This is a genomic window from Bacillus paramycoides, assembly GCF_001884235.1.
In the GTDB taxonomy this organism is placed as follows: Bacteria; Bacillota; Bacilli; order Bacillales; family Bacillaceae_G; genus Bacillus_A; species Bacillus_A paramycoides.
This window is the reverse complement of record NZ_MAOI01000092.1, coordinates 1-18,945: the sequence shown is the minus strand read 5'-3', so window position 1 is coordinate 18,945 and position 18,945 is coordinate 1. Positions and strand designations below refer to the sequence as shown.

General features: G+C 31.4%; 18 protein-coding genes and 3 pseudogenes. 13 read left to right on the top strand and 8 right to left on the bottom strand.

What is annotated here, in order from left to right; genetic code table 11:
- Positions 1-201 (top strand): hypothetical protein (locus BAU28_RS30525; protein WP_208610975.1); only part of this gene is annotated, 201 nt, incomplete at its 5' end.
- A gap of 477 nt (positions 202-678) precedes the next feature.
- The gene (locus tag BAU28_RS20915) at positions 679-1,131 is read left to right on the top strand and encodes an NUDIX hydrolase (RefSeq protein ID WP_071719836.1); all 453 of its coding nucleotides are present in this window, start codon (positions 679-681) and stop codon (positions 1,129-1,131) included.
- An 89-nt stretch (positions 1,132-1,220) separates the two neighbouring features.
- Here the strand turns inward: BAU28_RS20915 and BAU28_RS20910 are convergent, their stop codons facing one another.
- The 5 genes and pseudogenes from BAU28_RS20910 to BAU28_RS20885 all read right to left on the bottom strand — a co-directional run.
- A complete protein-coding gene (locus tag BAU28_RS20910) occupies positions 1,221-1,637 on the bottom strand; it encodes a nucleoside 2-deoxyribosyltransferase (RefSeq protein WP_071719835.1) in 417 nt (138 codons plus the stop codon).
- Positions 1,638-2,049: 412 nt separating this feature from the next.
- Positions 2,050-3,000 carry a hypothetical protein gene (locus BAU28_RS20905; RefSeq protein WP_071719834.1) on the bottom strand — a complete coding sequence of 317 codons (951 nt, stop codon included), beginning with the start codon at positions 2,998-3,000 and terminating at the stop codon, positions 2,050-2,052.
- A gap of 1,099 nt (positions 3,001-4,099) precedes the next feature.
- Positions 4,100-4,519 (bottom strand): GNAT family N-acetyltransferase, encoded by a 420-nt coding sequence (locus BAU28_RS20895; RefSeq protein ID WP_071719833.1) that lies wholly within the window; start codon positions 4,517-4,519, stop codon positions 4,100-4,102.
- Positions 4,520-5,039: 520 nt separating this feature from the next.
- Positions 5,040-5,819 (bottom strand): SDR family oxidoreductase, encoded by a 780-nt coding sequence (locus BAU28_RS20890; RefSeq protein ID WP_071719832.1) that lies wholly within the window; start codon positions 5,817-5,819, stop codon positions 5,040-5,042.
- Positions 5,820-6,297: 478 nt separating this feature from the next.
- Positions 6,298-6,516 (bottom strand): annotated as a pseudogene (locus tag BAU28_RS20885) (IS4 family transposase); the annotation flags it as partial.
- 103 nt (positions 6,517-6,619) lie between these two features.
- On the opposite strand from BAU28_RS20885, the pseudogene BAU28_RS31075 reads away from it, so the two are divergent.
- Together BAU28_RS31075 and BAU28_RS20875 are read left to right on the top strand one after the other, a co-directional pair.
- A pseudogene (locus BAU28_RS31075) lies at positions 6,620-6,802 on the top strand (hypothetical protein); the annotation flags it as partial.
- A gap of 169 nt (positions 6,803-6,971) precedes the next feature.
- Entirely contained in the window at positions 6,972-7,436 is a 465-nt protein-coding gene (locus BAU28_RS20875; RefSeq protein ID WP_071719831.1) for a hypothetical protein, read from the top strand.
- Between the two features lie 459 nt (positions 7,437-7,895).
- On the opposite strand, the gene BAU28_RS20870 is transcribed toward BAU28_RS20875, so the two are convergent.
- The 3 genes from BAU28_RS20870 to BAU28_RS20860 form a co-directional block, all read right to left on the bottom strand.
- Positions 7,896-8,168, bottom strand: a complete 273-nt coding sequence (locus BAU28_RS20870; protein WP_002151048.1) for an HU family DNA-binding protein — start codon at positions 8,166-8,168, stop codon at positions 7,896-7,898.
- Between the two features lie 688 nt (positions 8,169-8,856).
- Entirely contained in the window at positions 8,857-9,552 is a 696-nt protein-coding gene (locus BAU28_RS20865) for a YqeB family protein (protein ID WP_029952891.1), read from the bottom strand.
- 247 nt (positions 9,553-9,799) lie between these two features.
- Complete coding sequence (locus tag BAU28_RS20860; protein ID WP_025147950.1) at positions 9,800-10,393, bottom strand: TetR family transcriptional regulator; 594 nt, start codon at positions 10,391-10,393, stop codon at positions 9,800-9,802.
- 377 nt (positions 10,394-10,770) lie between these two features.
- Here BAU28_RS20860 and BAU28_RS30005 point away from each other — a divergent pair, with 377 nt between their 5' ends.
- The 9 genes and pseudogenes from BAU28_RS30005 to BAU28_RS20815 all read left to right on the top strand — a co-directional run.
- The gene (locus BAU28_RS30005; protein WP_162790992.1) at positions 10,771-10,947 is read left to right on the top strand and encodes a hypothetical protein; all 177 of its coding nucleotides are present in this window, start codon (positions 10,771-10,773) and stop codon (positions 10,945-10,947) included.
- Between the two features lie 52 nt (positions 10,948-10,999).
- Entirely contained in the window at positions 11,000-11,251 is a 252-nt protein-coding gene (locus BAU28_RS20855) for a hypothetical protein (protein ID WP_071719830.1), read from the top strand.
- A 1,038-nt stretch (positions 11,252-12,289) separates the two neighbouring features.
- Positions 12,290-12,850: a hypothetical protein gene (locus BAU28_RS20850; protein ID WP_071719829.1), complete on the top strand. Its 561-nt coding sequence runs from the start codon at positions 12,290-12,292 to the stop codon at positions 12,848-12,850.
- Positions 12,851-13,789: 939 nt separating this feature from the next.
- Positions 13,790-14,512, top strand: coding sequence for a response regulator transcription factor (locus BAU28_RS20840; protein ID WP_071719827.1), 723 nt, complete (start codon positions 13,790-13,792; stop codon positions 14,510-14,512).
- Entirely contained in the window at positions 14,509-15,903 is a 1,395-nt protein-coding gene (locus tag BAU28_RS20835; protein ID WP_071719826.1) for a sensor histidine kinase, read from the top strand. Before BAU28_RS20840 ends, BAU28_RS20835 begins: the two co-directional genes overlap by 4 nt.
- A gap of 86 nt (positions 15,904-15,989) precedes the next feature.
- Entirely contained in the window at positions 15,990-16,904 is a 915-nt protein-coding gene (locus BAU28_RS20830) for an ABC transporter ATP-binding protein (protein WP_071719825.1), read from the top strand.
- Positions 16,904-17,644 (top strand): ABC transporter permease, encoded by a 741-nt coding sequence (locus tag BAU28_RS20825; RefSeq protein WP_071719824.1) that lies wholly within the window; start codon positions 16,904-16,906, stop codon positions 17,642-17,644. The genes BAU28_RS20830 and BAU28_RS20825 overlap by 1 nt, the downstream gene beginning before the upstream one ends.
- A 12-nt stretch (positions 17,645-17,656) precedes the next feature.
- On the top strand, positions 17,657-18,403 hold the full coding sequence (locus BAU28_RS20820; protein ID WP_071719823.1) for an ABC transporter permease: 747 nt from the start codon (positions 17,657-17,659) through the stop codon (positions 18,401-18,403).
- Positions 18,404-18,648: 245 nt separating this feature from the next.
- Positions 18,649-18,945 (top strand): annotated as a pseudogene (locus tag BAU28_RS20815) (IS6 family transposase); the annotation flags it as partial.

Here is an 18,945-nt window from a genome sequence, read left to right as displayed (position 1 = left end):
GCACCGCTACCGGAAGCCGAAAATTTGCTGGGAGATGGCAGCTTGCGTCCGCTGATGGCGGGGGCTGTGTGTGCCGACGAACTTGCCGATGTGAATTCGACCGTCGGGACAGCTGGTCGAAAGCAGCCGGACAAAGAGGCTCAAACCTTTTTTGTTCCGCTCACGGGGATCGATAATGCAATAAACCAAAAAACAATCTAACACTTTATTTTCGTGTTATTGACTAGTTTTTGGTTTATAAAGCCGGATTAGTATAAATTTTCCTCGAACAGAGTTAATTAAACAACTTAAAACTACATTGAATACATGTAAACAAAGTGACAACCATTGATTTAACAATGATTGTCACTTTGGAGTTAAGATAAATGTTAGAAAACCCACGCTAAGAGTATGCAAAATTTTATGCAGTTTTTCAGCTAATTCAGTAACAAACGAGAACTCTAAAACCTTTTCAGGATAGGAATGTATAAAAAAATGCATAGATCCATAGAACAAAGAAAGAAGGTTCCTTTGTGAGAATAAGATTCCGCCTTTTTCCTTGCTACCGATAATAGGACGTTATGTTAACCGAACATGAATACGATATACAAAGGGATTTCACTACTTATAAAAGGGGAAAATTAGTTAAATATCAATTATAGTGTAATAAGAAAATAATTTAATTGTGGAGATGATTTAGTGTTTAAATATAATGTGTGTTTTTTAAAGAGTAATGACCGTATCTTAATGTTGAATCGTGAAAAGCCACCGATTATGGGCGTGTGGAACGGGGTTGGTGGTAAAAATGAAGCAAATGAAAGTGCTGATGAGGGTGCAAAACGTGAAGTATTAGAGGAAACAGGTTTCAAAGTAAACGAATATTATTCAAAAGGTGTAATAACATGGGATAAAAATGATGAGGTGAAAGATGGATTATATGTGTACTTATTCGAAGTAGATGAGACATTAGGAAATGAATCCATAAAAAAAACAAGAGAAGGAATTCTCGATTGGAAACAAATTGATTGGATAATGAACCCAAATAACTTAGGGGTTGCTGAAATGGTAACTCAGTATTTACCTGTTCTATTAGAAAAAGAGGGTAATTATTTATTTGAGTACAAAGACGGAATAGTAAAACTTATAGTTTGAAACTTTCTTAGCGCTGTAAATCCGCATTTTCCTGACGCTACCCCTAAAAGAATTTAATACTTGATAAATCCAAGGAAACGAAAAAATGATTAAGTTACAGCTCCATCATAAAATATACGAGGTAATTTATTAAAATCATACTGAATTACTTTATCAAAGCTATCTAAATATGCATGTAAAGATTGTGTAATCATAAGATTAACAACTTTTTCTTTAGTATTAAAAATAATAATAGGCTTTTTAAGTGACCAAGTGTATCCAACTTCCCACATTGTTCCAGAGTCTTGATCATTATATATTGCAAAGATAATATCACTATGCTGAATTGCATTTACATCAGTAACAAAATTTTGATATTGCCATTGATAAGATCCAAATGGTAATTTACTCATATATTTTCGTGGAGAAAATACATTTAATCCTTTATTAGATAAGATTATCTCTAATTTTTCTAATAGTGCAATTTGTTCAGGGTTAAAAAATGGTCCCGCTAAATATACATTCATTTATCTGGCCCCCTAGTCATTATAATAAATAATTACGTTTTTATTCACTTAGATATGACTTATATATATTTAAAGGTGTTTTATATACGATAAAATAAAAAAATGATAATAAGGCTAAACTCTTTTTAAAATAGATTATCTAACTTCCAATAACGATAATTATGTCAATAAGCTGTCCATATGGGCAGCTTATTGTATTTTTTGCTTAGCGTGGGTTTTTTCCAAAATGCTGGCGATACCCCATCTTGAATCGAGAGATTCATAAAAAACGTCATCCTTTCTAATCTATCTTGTTTAGAAAGGATAACGTTTTCTTGTATTTGAAGGTATTAAAATCTCTTAAATTAAGACATTTATGATGGACCCGTATAGATGAGATAATAAAAAAGCTAGCATTTTGCTAGTTTTTTTATTATTTTGAAGTAAGTGCAACTAAAACATCTACTGGATAGTCAACGGAGTTTTTTACTTTATATTCTGTCGGACTTGTAAGACCCTTAAATTGATCACCAAGTTGACCGAAAACATTATCCCAAATACCATTTTGGTCAGACGTCCATTTTTTTAATTTTTCCCCTGGAATAACTGAATATGTAGCTACCTGTTGATATAATGCAGTTCTATATTGATCATATGCATAATCAGTCTTTGGATTAAAGTCAAATGTTTTTGTAACTGTATTTTCTGAATTTAAAGTAATACCATAACCAAAACTTGCAGTTAATGATTGATTTACTGTTGCGATCCCCTCAAGACCTACTTCCATCCCAATTGTATAAGATAACCCTACAGTTACATTATGCGAAATACCACTTGTAACCGCTTTGCTCCAATGATAACCTGAATTTTTATCTACTATATTTGAATCAATTAATTTCCAATTTACATCTTTTTTCAATTTAGTATCTTCTAAAATTGGATCAGTTTTAGGAATTGCTATTGTATATAATACGTCTCCTTTGTTACCTGTTTTTTCATATTCTTCTCCAACGTTAAGCCAAGTACCATCAGCTTTTAAAATCTTATATTTAGAATTAGCATCTATTTTTAATCCATAAACTCTTGCTCCATTACTCTTAGCAACAACATCTACATATACATAATCAATTAATTTTCCATCTTCTGTAGACACATGCCATTCATTAGGGAACTCTTCATAAGGACCTGTAGGAATGTAAGGAAGTTGCATACCATTTTGAACAACCTGAGCTGCTGTCATAGGTGCTTTTGGTCCCTGTGAATCTACTACAATTGGAAGATTTCCTACATTAGTAGTAGTATCCGCTGAAGAAAATCCTGGTGCTACAAATAAAGCTGTACTTAATACAAATGCTGCGGGAATTATTTTTTTTATACGTTTCATACGCTCTCTCCTCTTTTTCTTTTATTTCTACAAGATTACAAAAGATGATAATATACTGTATATTGCTTATACTTTTACTTCGGAAGTAAATCACTTTTGATAGGTAGAAATATAGAATGTTATTTTTTAAAAATATGATACTTTTGTGATTCAGGATTACTTCTACACTTTTAAAAACAGATTATTCAGATATTTATTTTGACATAATGTTACTTGCAATTTTATTGCATTTTTATAAGTGTAGTTTTCTCTTTCTTTAGTGGTCATACCAATTACACCTTTATTAAATCATTAAATTTTCAACGCGTAAATAGTAAAATTTTGTCGATTATATCCAATAATTCAATTATTGCGTATTAATATGAATGGAAATATTATATTTCTAAAATTACCGTTTTATTTCATTTGAATAATTATAGTAATTCTAATTTGATATTTCCAATAATAAAATAAATATTTTAATAAAAGAAGGTTGATTTAATACAATTTAATATATATTAATATAATTTAATCACACTCCGTGTATAGATTCCCTATATTTGGATATGCAATATTACATCAAATTATAGGTTTAAATCAGATACGCTCTTATGAATAACTAGCTATAGAGAAGGAAAAAATTTATTTAGGTTTTACTTAATATTCTTAAGTTGATGGATGTGTATGGTGACCCCTATTATAAGGGTTTTATTTTTTTGCATTAAATTTCTACAAACAAAAAAGATAAGATCAGCGAACACGATCTTATCTTTAGCACAAGGAGTAAACAATAGGGATAACCATCATATCTTTATTATAGTTTGTTTTTTGTTAATTTTGAATATTGAAACCACAATTAACAATTATATCTATATTGAGAAATTTATTACAAAATTAGTTATAAATGATTCAAAACTCCAATGTAAACTTTTACCCATTTATTTACATTCAAACTACCGAAAACATTCACTTTATCACAACTTACTCATTTTTCTCAAAAATCACTAGAAAAGTATACATTCAAAACAATATAAATAAAGGTACTAAAACGTGTATAAAGAAAAAATAAAAACTAGACCAATGCTAGTTTTTTTACATAAATTTCGAATATGGAAGTGAATTAATCTAGATATTCTTCTGCTAAGGAAGGATTTAAATACTTTGCCATAGCCGTTTTCATATCCCTGAATCCTGATCTACGATAAAATTCTTCATTACCAGTGGTTGAAACAAGATGAATACAAGAAATTTCTTTGAGTTGATCGAGTAAGCTGTTCATAATCTGTTTGCCTATTCCTTTACTGTGATAATCCTTATGAATGACAACGTCGTATATAGCAGCATTAAATATACCATCAGACATAGCTCTTCCAAAACCAATGATTTTATTTTCGTTATAGGCAATTGCTAGTATGTTACTAGCAGTAAATACCTGTTTTATTTTATCTTCATCATGTTTTCTCCAACCTACAGAATGATAAACCCCTTTCATTTGAGTCCAGTCTACATTGTCTAAGTTAGTATGTATCTTAATTTCCATATGCCTTACTCCTTTTCTTTATATATATTAGTGCTAAGTATTAATTCGATACTGAGAAAGAAACTCCTATATTGTAACCCCTAGTTAACATAACCTCACTTATCGGTAGCAAAACAGAAAAGGAACTGACTCATAATCTTATGAGTCAGTTCCTTTTCCACTCTTTTTTATAATATATATAGAATTTCATAATAGTAAAAAACAATATTTCTAACCTGTCCATAGTATCGGCCCCACCTACGCCAGATACCCTGATAGCCACTCGTGCCATCCAACCCATTATTATTATAAAAGAAAACGCTTACAATGTAAAGAATTTCCTGATTTTTTATGTTTTAAAAAACACAATTACTCTTATCTAAAAGATAAGAGTAATTGTGTTTACATAAATTCCGTTATTGGAAGTTGTTTTTTGTTTTATTTGGGCATGTAATTATAAATAAAAACCCAGTCTAAAACGGTAATACAATGTTTTGACTGGGTTTTATATCAGTGATGATTATTAGTTTAAAAAGCTATTCTATCTACCAATGAAACCACCATCAGATCGAATGAGTTGTCCTGTAATCCAGCCAGATTCTTCACTTGCTAAAAATTTAATGATCTTTGCTGCATCTTCTGGCATTCCAATACGTCCCGTAGGGAAAAGTGGAAGCAAATGCTTTTTAATAGGATCATTCATCCACCCTGAATCAGTTGGACCGGGATTTACACAATTGACAGTTATACCAATAGGTGCTAAGGCAACTGCAAGTGGTTCAGTTATAGATATAAGCAATCCCTTTGTAGCTATATAAGCAAGATTATTAGGATCTGGTCCTCCTGAAACGAGATTTATAATCCGGCCATTCTTACCCTCAGGAAATCTTTTCTCAAATCTTCGAGCAAACTCTAGGCTAAGCATAATGGTTCCCCGATTATTTATTTTATAATGTTTATCTAAAATATCAGCATTTAATGAATGAAAGCTTGATGGTGACTCATATGTTGCATTATTTATTAATATACTTGGAGTTCCAAACTTATTTTCAACTATATCAAGAAGTTTAGAAGGGGATTTCTCGTCTTCTAAATCTATTTGCATATGACCTACGCGAACCCCTAATTTTTCAAGCTTTTTCTTTAAAATCTTGGGCCAATATTCTTCTGCACCTTTACCTTCTACCTTATCAAAAGGTGTCCAATGTGTAAAAAATATATCTGCTCCTGCATCCGCAAGTGAAAGACAAATTGCTGTTCCAATTCCTGTTGAACGGCTAACACCTGTTACAACAGCTATTTTTCCATATAAGGGTTTCATACTTTATTCCTCCAATTTGGAGAGACACAACAGCATATGTGAATAGAGATGATATTAGATTAACCAAAAGGGCTTTATCAACTTTTATACCTTGTATCCCTATAATATTGTAAAAAAGACACACTTATCCCGTATTCAAAAATGGGATTTTTTCGTATCTAATTAGTCGATTATTATAGGTTAGTTGCCATAAAGTATAAATTCCCCTTTCGCTCATCTCTTAGTTTAAGTTTACCATTAAATTCTTAAATGACAATAAATTATTATAGTCATGCATTATGTATATCCTATACACGTCAGGTTAACATAACGTCTCATTATCGGTAGCAAAGAAAAGGGGAATCCTTACTCTCAGAAGGAATCCCCTTTTTTATTTTCTATAATGCTATTCACCTTTTTATACATTCCTATATTGGCATGGGTTTTAGGGTTCTCGTTTGTTACTGGATTAGCCGAAAAACTGTATAAAATCTTGCATGCTCTTAGCGTGGGTTTTTGCCGAAATGCTGACGGTATCCCTCATAGCTACATTTTGGCTCACCCATACACATAAAGCTATTAAATCTTTTGCTTGGTACTTACTGGTTCTTTGTACAAAACCAACATCTCTAGCAAGATTCCGTAAGGTATTTGGAGATAAAAAACTTTGAATCTCTTGAACAAATAGTTGTAATTCATCAGACACAGAAACAGACATAAAAAACGCCATCCTTTCCTATGATTCTACAGAAAGAATAGCGTATTTTTTCATTTTAGGGGGCAATTCTTTTTATTAACTTGATAGCGATGTGGCGGGACCCCTATATGTTTTCGTTGACAAAACAGCATTGTCAAATGCAGACGAAGGCCTACGGGAAAATTTCGGCTACAGAACGAGAATAAAGTTAAAAGACGCCGTTGCGCAAAGTGGCTTGCAAGAATACGGCAAAACAACCATAAGATACTTCACATCAGACAATAAAACAGAAATTGAATTTGAATAAGCATTCCTGCGGGAGTGCTTATTTATTTTATTTGCAGGAAATTATCACCATTTGTCGAATTATATAAGCTGAAGGGTGATAGAAATGAGTCATAGAAATCTTTTTATGCTGGCAATGAATACGTAAAAACAAAAACATTCACTTATAACGGTTAATAGGAGGAATTATCATGAAAAAATTAGCTACAATTGCGTTGACTGGTGCGTTAGCTTTAGGCGGTTTAACGGTTATAAATTTAGATACACCAAAGGCACAAGCTGAGGAATGGGATGGCTGTCATTATATCTGTGGTCCTGGCGAAACAGTAAACGATGTTACGGTTAAAATACATTCTACACAAGTTACTTTTGGTAATAGCTTAATTGCAAGAATCACGAATGACCGAGCTGAAGAAATTCATTACAATGTCAGCATCGAAAAGAAAAACGGAGATAGCTGGGGAGAATTTGAAACTAATTTCAAATGGAACAATCAGTGGGTTCCAGCTGGCTCATATGATGAAATTTCAACTTTCACAGGATATGGCGATGATGTTTATGAAAATGGCACATACCGATACAAAGTTGAAGTTGTAAGCGCAGATGGTTCTATTGATACAATTTACACAGCAGGAATGACAGTAACAGGGCGATAACTCATGACTGAGCTTTATTATTTATGATTGTATCTTCGATAATATCATTGATAATTGCGTTGATATTATTATTAAAATAAGCTCTTCGGATCTTATTTTTTTTATATAAAAATTGAATATTAATATTCTATTATTGAGTTTTATCCTCTGTTCATAAACATAAGATTTTCTGGACAGATGTCTCTTAACGTACAGAAAATGCTTGAGATGTGTCCGATTTGTGTCTAAACGTACAATTTTCCCGAAATGGTATGGTGAGACCATGCCCATCAACTTAAGAACTTGCTTTACCCCCAAGTGTAAAAAAAACGCCATCCTTTCCTATAAGTCTACAGAAAGAAAGCGTATTTTTTCATTTTAAGAGGTATTTTATTTTGTTTGATTGATAGTGATGTGGCGAGACCCCTACTAAAAAAAAGGATCTGATATTCATATCAGATCCTTTTTCACTATGTATAATTATTTTACTGCTACTTTTAATTCTTTTCCGGCTTTAAAAGCAGGGACTTTAGATGCAGCGATTTGCATTGCTTCACCTGTTTGTGGATTACGTCCTGTACGTGCAGATCTTTCACGCACTTCAAATGTACCAAAACCAAGAATCTGTACTTTCTCTTCATTTGCAAGCGCATTTGTTATAGCATCTAATACAGCTTGTGTTGCTGCAGCTGCATCTTTTTGTGTAAGTTCTGCTTTTTCTGCTACCATTTTTGTTAATTCGGTTTTATTCATTTTTTGCACCTCTTTGCATGTAATAAGAAATTATTATAACGTACCTACGTTTCTCATGTAAATAAAGATATATAGAAAAAGCCCTAGCAACAGCTAGGGGCAATTCTGTGTAATAGTAGTACCAGGGAAAAGGATTTCATCACATAATTGATATTTTAACATCTCGATTAAACAATATAAAGTGATGTTTTAATTATAATTTTGTTAATGTTTTCTCATTTTCGTTATGGGGGCATTTAAGAATCTTAGCTTGATAGCAATGTACAGTGCCCCCTATAAACGATAATAAAATACTACGTGAAAAGACCACGTTTTATATAAAAATATACCTTAAGTTGATGGATGTGGGGTAGCACCACATAGCTATCAAGCTAAAGTTTTATTGCACCCCTAGAACGAAATTTTTAGGCTTTCTTGTAACGAAGAAGCTTACTTATCGTTTTTGGGTGATTCCAAATCCTTAGCTTGATGGACATGAGGCATCGCCAGCATTTCGGAGAATAGCCACGTTAAGGATTATTTACACAGTAACAAATTACAAAAAAAGAAGACGGTAAACCCGCCTCCTTTATCCATTACCATGGAAGATCAGCTACTTTGAAATAAAGTTCGATTAAAAATAGCACACAATTACTACTCAAATTGGTAAAGAGTATAGAAAATAGTCTTATCTAAATCGAGTTAAATGCTAAGCATCAAGATTAGCATTTTGGGCAAGTCTCACGTACTGACCATTTCTTTCGTCTCTAATGACAGCTCCTAACTGAGCTAAATCTTCTCGTAGATATTTAGCATCTGCCTTTTTCTTTTCTTTCAATGCACGGTCTCTAGCATAAAGTAATACATTTATTTTTTCGGAAAAGTCAGTATTTCCTAAAATCCATCGTTGATATTGGCTACTAAATGGATCCGTTTCATTCCATGGATATTGATATTTATTAAAAGCTTCTCGTACAGTATCCTTCTTCACTTCAATAACTTCTCTATATAATTCATTACTCTTTTGTCCAAGAATAATTAAGTGCTTATTTTCTATATAGATTGCTAAAATGTCCTGTTTCTCAATGACATTTACTTTTTCTCCAAATTTTAACTGTAAATTATTGTAGGAAATTGTGACTTCGAGACTCTCATTTAAAATAATAAAGCCTAATAATAAACCTGCTATTGTTCCAATAACAGTGGCAAGACTTGAAACCCATAAGCTGTTAAAGAATGTAATGAGTAAAATTAACTTTTCCATTGGAACTACTGGGAGTTTTAGTATCCAGTTGGCAATGATGGGAAGAAACCAACCAATCAAACCGCCTAATATCATGGGCACTAAAACAATAATTGCTTTTTCGAACTTACTATGTCCAAGAAATGTTTCTTTCTCTATCATAATACCTATCCTCTCTATTAAATTAGTTATAAACAATATTTTGGAATTATATATCGACATATAAGTCGCAGATATGCAGAATACAACATGGCGGCTACTGGCTTACTCTCTTTGTTTTAAACCTCGCATGTGTTAGGAAAAGGCCCTGACCGCTTCTGTGAACGGCCAGATGCTCTCGTCCTCCCCTAAAAAGAAAGGGTTTTTATGTCATTCTATTAACTTATATATAAATGATTTTTTGTTTTCATTATTTAACTATTTTCAATATGCTTTTTTTCAATTCTTCACTATAATTTTCTAAACTCATTTTACTTTGGGAAGATATCAAAGATTCCGCTATCGAACCTTGAATAATTGTTGCGGTCACTTGAATATTAAAATCTCCAAATTCTTTTGATTCCTGCCCCTGTAAGAGAATTTCTTGTAATAAACCCTTTATTAAATCTTCTTCATCGTCTTCTAGTAAATAATAAGGAATATGATCTGGTGTTCGTGCATTAAAAACTATTTCAATTAAAGCGATATTATTTGTTCGGTTTATAACCTGATAAGCTAAACTTGCTTCGATAAATGCTTTTAATTTTTCTGTAGATGCTTGTTTTTGACTAACTCTTGCATTAATAAATAACCATTCTTGTTCAACTAAATACATTAAAGTATTGTTCATCAAATCTTCTTTACCAGAAAAGTGATAAGAAATTAACCCTGTACTTATGTTTGCTTTTTTTGCTATTTTCGACAAACTTGTACTTACATACCCAACTTCTCTTAAAACTTCAACAGCGGCCTTAATTATTTGTTCTCTTCTTGCTTCTGTTATAAAAGATTGTCTGTCTTCCATAAGAATCACCACCTTATAAATTTTTCATCACTTTTGATTGAACGTTCATTTTTTTGATTGAACGTTCAATTAATTGGATTGTATATTTTTTTCCTATTCTTGTCAAATCTAATTTTAAAGATTATATCTTTAAAATCTCTACGATCTCTACAATGCGAATTCTATATACAGACATGAAAATATATTTTAGAAACACGAATACAAGTTATATCCTTAAATGTATACTTTTAAGGACATAACTTGTTTCCCTATAAAATCAAAGATTATCACGTTTATAACTATGAATGAAAACATTTATAAACGCTTGTTAAGTGATTCCAACCTTTATAAACTTCTTAGCATACAATTTTCTCGAAATGATATGGAATGTAGTTTCAGTGAAAGTTGATATAGATAAAAAAGAAGCTAACGAAAACATTAAGGAATTAACTACCGTAGCTAATGAGTGTGTCGATGCGTTAGAACGATTAGAAAAGGAACTAGGAAGATTCTTTGTTTCTCCCATCCTCTTTAGTACCGTCACTTCGGCGATGGCTTTTTGTTCATCTGAATAAAAGGATAATTATGTTTTCTGTTGAATGAATAGATTGGGAAGGTGGAGAAATTATGCAATATGGAGAGATGTTGAAAGAATTAGCGGTAGGGGGAATATATACCGAAAAACAAATTTCTAATTTATTATGCAATAATAGAATAGAGTTAACTATTTTATGCGACTCTGTAACAAAGTTCGGTGAATCTGAAACTGAAAGATTTAAAGTGATGGGTAAATACGAAATATATGTTCATAATAATCAAGGTTACTCTTATCATGCACCACCAAAAAAGACATTAGTTTATATTATAGAAAAGATTTAAAAGCATCCGTTTTGGATGCTTTTTCTTTGTTATATAAAATTTATATAATAAACATGAAATTTAACAAAACGGACAATTGAATCCCGTACCTCAATACATTGATTCATGGCCAAAATGTTTTAAACAAACGTTTGTTTAATTTTCCCACAATTGATTTCTTCATTATATAAGTAAAAAGAGATAAGAACACTTTTTTAAGTGCATTATCTCTTTTCGAATATGCATTTCATATCCCATGTAAATTTACCACATATTTCAATGGGACTTACAAATTGCTCTTCAATAATAATTATATCTTGTTTTTTGTGAAAAATATACAATTCCAAACCCTTTCAAAAATACATGGTCAGAATGTCAGTGCTTTACATGTTATTAAGAATTATAGTTCTTAATAACATGAAATTCATTTTCTTATAGTTAATTAATCCTAAATATAAATATATGTCTTTCTATAAGAATGCACCATTCTTCTCTATTTACCTATAATTAAATTTTCCATAATTTATTATGATATTGATGTTGATTGAAAGTATGTTATACAAAATATATAATCGGTATTTTTAGGGGTAAAAAGACTCACTGCAAAATCTTATTTTCTTAATTCGCATAATTTTCAAAAATAAAAACTCAGAGTTGTAGTGATTTCTACAAGTTCTTTTTGTTTTTCGTTTTAAATAACCTACAATAGATCTTTAAAAGGTACAAAATTACGTATTTTTTGTAAGAAAACCCCATTTTAACATTAGGGATTTTTAATTCTTAAAAGGGTAATAATGGATTTTTTATTAATCTATCAATTCAATATTAACTACTCACTACCTAACATTATTTCTATATCCACAATTTAATTGATAAATAAAATACGGAATATTCAAATAGTTAAATTGTAATCATCTTGAAACTGCGATTTTAAAGGGAATAATCGTTGAATTCCATCATTTTTTCGCTTTCTGAAGGGTATATATTTTTATAGATTTATGTATTAAGATAGAACTGTGCTAGAAAATACCGGTAAAAAAGCATAAATAAGGAAAATGGATGGGATTAAAAATGAAGACTATATTAAGAAATATTGTATCAATGGCTCTCGTACTCGCTTTGTTTACAACTTCTTTCGCTGGAATCTCCAAAGCTCAAGAGATTAATAGTGAAGAAGAAAAATTAGTACAAGAAGTAGCTGCACAATTGAAATTTGTTGTTGAAGAAGCTGCAGTTAAAGATAAACATGGAAGAGTAGTAGATATTGATATTGATATGATAGAAAACAAATATGGTAAAACTGAAGAATTAGAACAATTGAGACAAGAAATCCAACGTGTAAATACACCGCCTGGCTATGAAGATCCATTCAAACAAGAAACAGAAGCTGTAGATAACTGTATAGAAAGAAAACTTATAGCAAATTATGTAGAAGTACTATCAGTAGGTTTTTTAGGTTCTATTATTGCTAATATTACTAACAAAGAATATGAATTAGCAGCTAGAAAAATGATAAAAGTAGGCGTCAAAGGTAATTTAGTTAGTTTAGCTGGTCAACTTGCTTGGTATCTAGGTTCATGTATATATGAAGAAGAAGGCTGGACTGGAAAAACATGGTAAGCGATAAAAAACAACCTCTTATTTTCTAGAGGTTGTTTTTTTTGAAGAAAATAACCACATCATAATTTCAAAAAACACTACTATAAATAGTGTTTTTATAAGGTTTTCAAACCAATTAAATTGATTATGATTTGCATAGTTAAAAGCTATCAATACAATATACAGTAGGACTATAAAAATTATCGGTCTCTTATATGTGAAACTCAAATTATTCACCCCTTAAATACTTACTTAGGAAAGTTACCTTAATACTATGTTAACCCAAAGCGCAATCACTTTCGATGATTTTCTATATTTCTCCACATTTACAACAGACGCCATTTCTTTATAAAAAGCTCTCATAATTAATTCTAAAACACATTTACCGGAAGTTAAACTGAAAATGACTCTAATGAATTCTAATATTAAATTATTAAAATATTTTTCAAACCTTAAATCATTTCATACCTTAACACTTCAAAAGGTACACCTTTAGATACACTTTTTTACTTTCTTGTATTTGGTGTTAAGTTAGTCCTTTGAGTTATCTGTAAAAGTATACATTTAGATTGGGACTTACTTTGTTTCTTTTGCGCTCATTTTTTTACTTAATACAAAAAATATGATATCGAATTGTCATGCCTGTCATTGTATGCCTGGAGATTAAAAAAAATTCAACTCTTTAAAATTGAAAGCACTTAATACAACACAATATTAATTGTGTTGTATTAGGTGACGCATGTTTAATTTGAAATTTTCATAAAAGGAAAACCAAACATGTACTTACAGTTAAAAAATAAACGAACCCATATCTGAAAAATGATACTTCTTCCCTAAAATAAGTGGGAAAACTTTCAAATTACCATTCTACTGTAGAATAAAAATGATACATTAATAATTAAGGTAATACGGTTCACTATTTAATTTTAAATTATTTAGAAAGATATTGAGGTGCAATAGATGATACATAATATCCCAGATATTTATACGAAAAAAATTCTTATAGTAGATGATGAAAAAGAGATTTTAAATTTGTTGGAAGCAGTTTTAAAGAAAGAGGGATTTCAACATATTTATACGTGTACAACAGGAGAAGAAGGAATACTCATGTGTAGGCAAGTACAGCCAGATCTTATCATATTAGATATTATGCTTCCAGATTTAGATGGATATAGTGTTTGTCAGCAAATTCGACAGTTTACATTCGTTCCGATATTCTTCTTATCGGCGAAAAATGAAGATTTAGATAAAATACTTGGATTAAGTATAGGTGGCGATGATTATATTACAAAACCTTTTAGTCCGAAAGAAGTAGCATATAAGATGAAAGCATTTTTTCGACGCAATCAATATCAAGAAAAGGCTCGGAATATGTATCAGTTTGGAGACATTACGATAGATGAGGCACAAGGGACAGTGTTAAAGGCTGATACATTACTAACTTTAACAGCAAAAGAATTTAATATATTACTATTTTTAATAAAAAATCCAAATCAAATTTTTAGTAAGGCTCGCTTATATGAAGCTGTCTGGGGCGAAACGTATCTGGGTAATGACAATATTATGATGGTACATATGAGACATTTAAGAGAAAAAATAGAGGATAATCCTTCCAAACCTCATTACCTTGTAACAGTAAGGGGACTCGGATATAAACTTAATACAAAAGGTGATGCAAGATGAAGTGGAAGGTCACGAGACTATATATTACCTCATTAATAGGATTAATTATGTTTATCCTAATCGTTCAATTTTTTGCTTTTAGTTATTTAGTATTTACTTATAACCGTGAGGGAATGGACGATCCAGAGGGTTCAGTATTAGCTTTTCAAAAAGAAATCACAGTAGAAAATGGAAGTATTTCTATAACAAATAAAGGAAAAGAATTTTTACAAGAACATGGAGCATGGTTACAAGTATTAAATCATAATAGTGATGAAGTATTTCAAATGTATAAGCCTAAAAATACACCAACTCACTATACTCCTAGTGAGTTGATTTTACGCTATAAGTACGATATTGGGGATTATACAACGTTTGTGGGTAAGTTAGATGAAAGTACACAAGTAGAAAGTTACATTGTCGCTTTCCCGTCAAACCAAGCATTGCGCAAATCGGTCTATTTGAACTTCAATAATTTATTTAGCTTCTATCCATATGGGATTTTAATGTTAATAGGAGTAACAGTGATTTGTATTTTATTATTTGCTTACATTGTGGCAAGGTATATGTCAAAACCTGTTGTCATGATAATTGAACATATTAATAAATTAAAACAAGGACAATATAAACAAGTACCGGAAGAAAAGGGAATATATGCAGAGGTGTATACAAATCTGAATCAGTTATCACATCAACTAAAGGATATTAATGTTCAAAGAAAAAGACTAGATACGATGCGAGCAGAATGGATTATAAACATCTCTCATGATTTAAAGACACCACTTTCTTCTATTAAAGGCTATAGTGAAGTTATAGGGAATCGGGAGTATAAAATTACTGCACAAGAAATGTATCAATATGCAGAAGTAATTCAGAGCAAATCAATTTATATTGAAAAATTGATTGATGATTTAAAACTTACATATCAATTGAAGAATGCGTTGTTACCTATCCATAAAACTACAGTAGATATTGTGAATCTCACTCGAGAAATAATTATTGAATTTATGAATATGCCTTATTATGAGAATCGATTAATTGAATTTGAATGCCATCAGGAAGAACTAATTATAAAAGCAGATCAGGGATTAATTCAACGTGCCACAGTAAACCTATTGAATAATGCGCTCATTCATACTGATGTTAAAACATTAATACAAGTTCGTATAAAACAAACATCCGGATACACCATAGTTACGATTGAGGACAATGGTGACGGAATAAATAAAAGTGATTTACCACATATTTTTGATCGATACTTCCGTGGTACAAATACAGATCCAAAAAGTGGCTCAGGTTTAGGAATGGCAATTGTAAAGGAAATCATCGTAGCTCACGGTGGAGAAATTACAGTAGAAAGCACCAAAGGAAACGGTACTAAAATTACATTTCAGCTTCCGTTAGAAAATTAAGCTAAACTTAAGGTCAGCTCAATTCAAGATTAAGCAAGAACTTTCATAATAAATGATAGCTTAATCAAGAAAAAGAGGTGCCAATAATGGGAACATATATTGTTGAAACAGAAGATTTGACAAAGACATATGGAGCTGTAAAAAGTGTGAATCAATTACAAATGCAAGTTGGTAAAGGTGAAATTTATGGATTCCTAGGCCCAAATGGGGCTGGGAAAACGACGACAATTAGAATGTTACTGGGATTAATAAAACCGACGACAGGTAATATTAAGGTATTCAATCGAGATTTAAAAACAAATCGAATAGATATTTTAAGAGAGGTTGGCTCTCTTGTTGAATCGCCATCTTATTATGGACACTTAACAGGTCATGAAAACCTAGAAGTAATTCGACAAATGTTACAAGTACCAAAAAAGAATATTGATGAGGTATTGCGTATTGTTCGATTAGAGAAACAAAAAGATAAACTAGTTAAACAATACTCACTTGGAATGAAGCAACGCCTTGGCATAGCAATGGCACTACTTGGAAATCCAAAATTGTTAATTTTAGATGAACCTACAAACGGATTAGACCCTGCTGGGATTCAAGAAATTCGTGAACTCATCAAACAACTGCCAAAGCAATATGATATGACAGTTATTATTTCAAGTCATTTGTTAAATGAGATGGATCAAATTGCAACGCAAGTGGGCATTATTAATAGTGGACAGCTTATTTTTCAAGATAAAATTGAAGTGTTACGCAAAAAAAGCCAGGCATCAATGAAAATACGCGTAAATGATGTAGTAAAGGCTCATCAAATTTTAGAACAGCATCAAATTCATCTTAGAATTGAAGGTAATTGTCTAGTTACGCATCAACAAGAAGATCACCTTATTTCTCACATAAATCATTTATTAGTACAGCAGAATTTATCAGTGTATCGAATTGAAGAAGAGAAGCATACGTTGGAAGAAATATTTCTAAGCTTAACAGAAAAAGGCGGTGTTTTATAATGATTGCTGCCTTAAAAAGCGAATTATTGAAATTAAAAAGAAAGAAATTATTTTTAGTAGTATTTTTGATACAGTCTTTAGCATTACTTTGGTTATTTGCTATTGTGTCACAAGAAAAAAAGGAATTTCTAAACTGGGAGTCGCTTCTTTCAAGAGTAAGTATGATAAATGCATTATTTTTACCTATAATGATTGCGACAATTACATCTCGAATAATTGATTTTGAAAATAAGGGGAATACCTGGAAGCTATTGTGTGCAATTCCCACATCTAGGCAGCTAGTCTATATAACCAAAATTATCTTTAGTCTCTTTTTTCTTGTATACGCAGGTGTAATTTCTATTTCTGCAATTATATTAATAGGAAAAATTTTTAATTTTGAAAGTGGAATTCCGGTGATATTATTACTGAAATATGGTTGTTTTACCATTATAGGATGTATTCCAATGGTTATTTTGCAACTCTGGATATCTTTGGTAGTGAAAAATCAAGTATTTGCTTTAACGGCGGGGGTAATCGGCGCATTTCTTGGGTATTTCGGACAGATGCTTCCTTGGAAAACATGGATAATTTGGACCTATTCATCTCTGACAAATCCAATTTCTTGGGCATTTTCCAATGGGAAAATAGTGTTTTTCCAAAACCAAGGAGTCATGATGAATCTTTTGTTAAGTTTAGGAGTTAGTTTATTATTTATCGTTCTTAGCACCGCTCATTTTTCGCAAAAAGATATTCATTAGGAGGATGCAGATATGTTATTAAGCTCATTTCGATGCGAATTATTAAAATTAAAACGTTCAAAAATATGGATTGTAATGACATTCATTCCGCTTATTTGTATTGCGCTTGGACTCATAAATTTTCAAATAAACTACGATGTCTTAATGAAAGTCTCAACAAATGAGTGGGAGAAAGCTTGGACACAAGTTGGATTAATTTATGGATTATTTTTATTTCCTGTCGTAGTAAGTATTTATTGTGCGTTTGTATGCCGCTTTGAACATAGCGAGGGAAATTGGAAAAAAATCACCTCTTTACCAATTCCATTTCGATATGTGTACATGGCAAAGTTATTAGTAATCTTTATGTTAACTTTATTGACACAAGTATTTTTTTTAATTGCTTATATCTTTATTGGTAAGCTACTAGGTATTACAAGTCCTATTCCTTGGATTTCATTATTAAATTGGTCATTCAATGGATGGATTGGTACATTTTCAATTGCTGCACTACAATTATTTCTTTCATCTTCTATAAAAAGTTTTGCTGTTCCAGTTGGAATGAGTTTTGGTTTTACATGTATAGGAATGATATTTCATTACTTAAATATCGGGTATATATGGCCATTTGCGCAACCAGGATTAGCAATGGACCCTATTCATCTAGAAGGCTTGCAGACTTTCTTTCAGTTTAGTAGTTTTTATGTCTTAAGTTGCTTATTTGTTATTATATTTACTTTTGTTGGAGTTCGAAGATTTACAATAAAAGATATTATATGAATAGAAGTACAGCGAAATTATTGAAATATTAGGGGACAGAACAGATAAAATTTCTAGGTGGAATACATGTATTAATAAAAAGAGCCAATTTTACTCTTGATAGGGTAAAATCGGCTCTTTTTCTGTCGGAATTTGCTTAGCGTGGGTTTTTCCGAAATGCTGGCGGTACCCCGGATAGCGTTTTTTTATTTCAATTTAGATGAAACTGACAAAGTGGCTGAACTAAGTGACCTTCTTTGTAGAGTATGCGCTGGGTTCATCAATATGGATCTCAATTAGAAGAGAAAGTACGACATCATCTTAAATCAACAAATGATTCATGGAGAGTCGATGAAACATATATCAAAGTAAAAGGTCAATGGATGTACTTATACCGTGCAGTCGATTCAGAAGGGTATACAATTGATTTATATCTAAGTAAATCAAGAGATAAACAAGCAGCCAAGTGCTTTTTCAAGAAAGCCTTGGCCTTTTCGTATGTTTCTAAACCTCGCGTGATAACAGTAGATAAGAACCCTGCCTATCCTGTAGCGATTCAAGAG

Coding starts and splice junctions, on each gene's coding strand:
- BAU28_RS20910 (WP_071719835.1), bottom strand. CDS start 1,637: ATGAATGTATATTTAGCGGGACCATTTTTTAACCCTGAACAAATTGCA.
- BAU28_RS20905 (WP_071719834.1), bottom strand. CDS start 3,000: ATGAAACGTATAAAAAAAATAATTCCCGCAGCATTTGTATTAAGTACA.
- BAU28_RS20895 (WP_071719833.1), bottom strand. CDS start 4,519: ATGGAAATTAAGATACATACTAACTTAGACAATGTAGACTGGACTCAA.
- BAU28_RS20890 (WP_071719832.1), bottom strand. CDS start 5,819: ATGAAACCCTTATATGGAAAAATAGCTGTTGTAACAGGTGTTAGCCGT.
- BAU28_RS20875 (WP_071719831.1), top strand. CDS start 6,972: ATGAAAAAATTAGCTACAATTGCGTTGACTGGTGCGTTAGCTTTAGGC.
- BAU28_RS20870 (WP_002151048.1), bottom strand. CDS start 8,168: ATGAATAAAACCGAATTAACAAAAATGGTAGCAGAAAAAGCAGAACTT.
- BAU28_RS20865 (WP_029952891.1), bottom strand. CDS start 9,552: ATGATAGAGAAAGAAACATTTCTTGGACATAGTAAGTTCGAAAAAGCA.
- BAU28_RS20860 (WP_025147950.1), bottom strand. CDS start 10,393: ATGGAAGACAGACAATCTTTTATAACAGAAGCAAGAAGAGAACAAATA.
- BAU28_RS20855 (WP_071719830.1), top strand. CDS start 11,000: ATGCAATATGGAGAGATGTTGAAAGAATTAGCGGTAGGGGGAATATAT.
- BAU28_RS20850 (WP_071719829.1), top strand. CDS start 12,290: ATGGGATTAAAAATGAAGACTATATTAAGAAATATTGTATCAATGGCT.
- BAU28_RS20840 (WP_071719827.1), top strand. CDS start 13,790: ATGATACATAATATCCCAGATATTTATACGAAAAAAATTCTTATAGTA.
- BAU28_RS20835 (WP_071719826.1), top strand. CDS start 14,509: ATGAAGTGGAAGGTCACGAGACTATATATTACCTCATTAATAGGATTA.
- BAU28_RS20830 (WP_071719825.1), top strand. CDS start 15,990: ATGGGAACATATATTGTTGAAACAGAAGATTTGACAAAGACATATGGA.
- BAU28_RS20825 (WP_071719824.1), top strand. CDS start 16,904: ATGATTGCTGCCTTAAAAAGCGAATTATTGAAATTAAAAAGAAAGAAA.
- BAU28_RS20820 (WP_071719823.1), top strand. CDS start 17,657: ATGTTATTAAGCTCATTTCGATGCGAATTATTAAAATTAAAACGTTCA.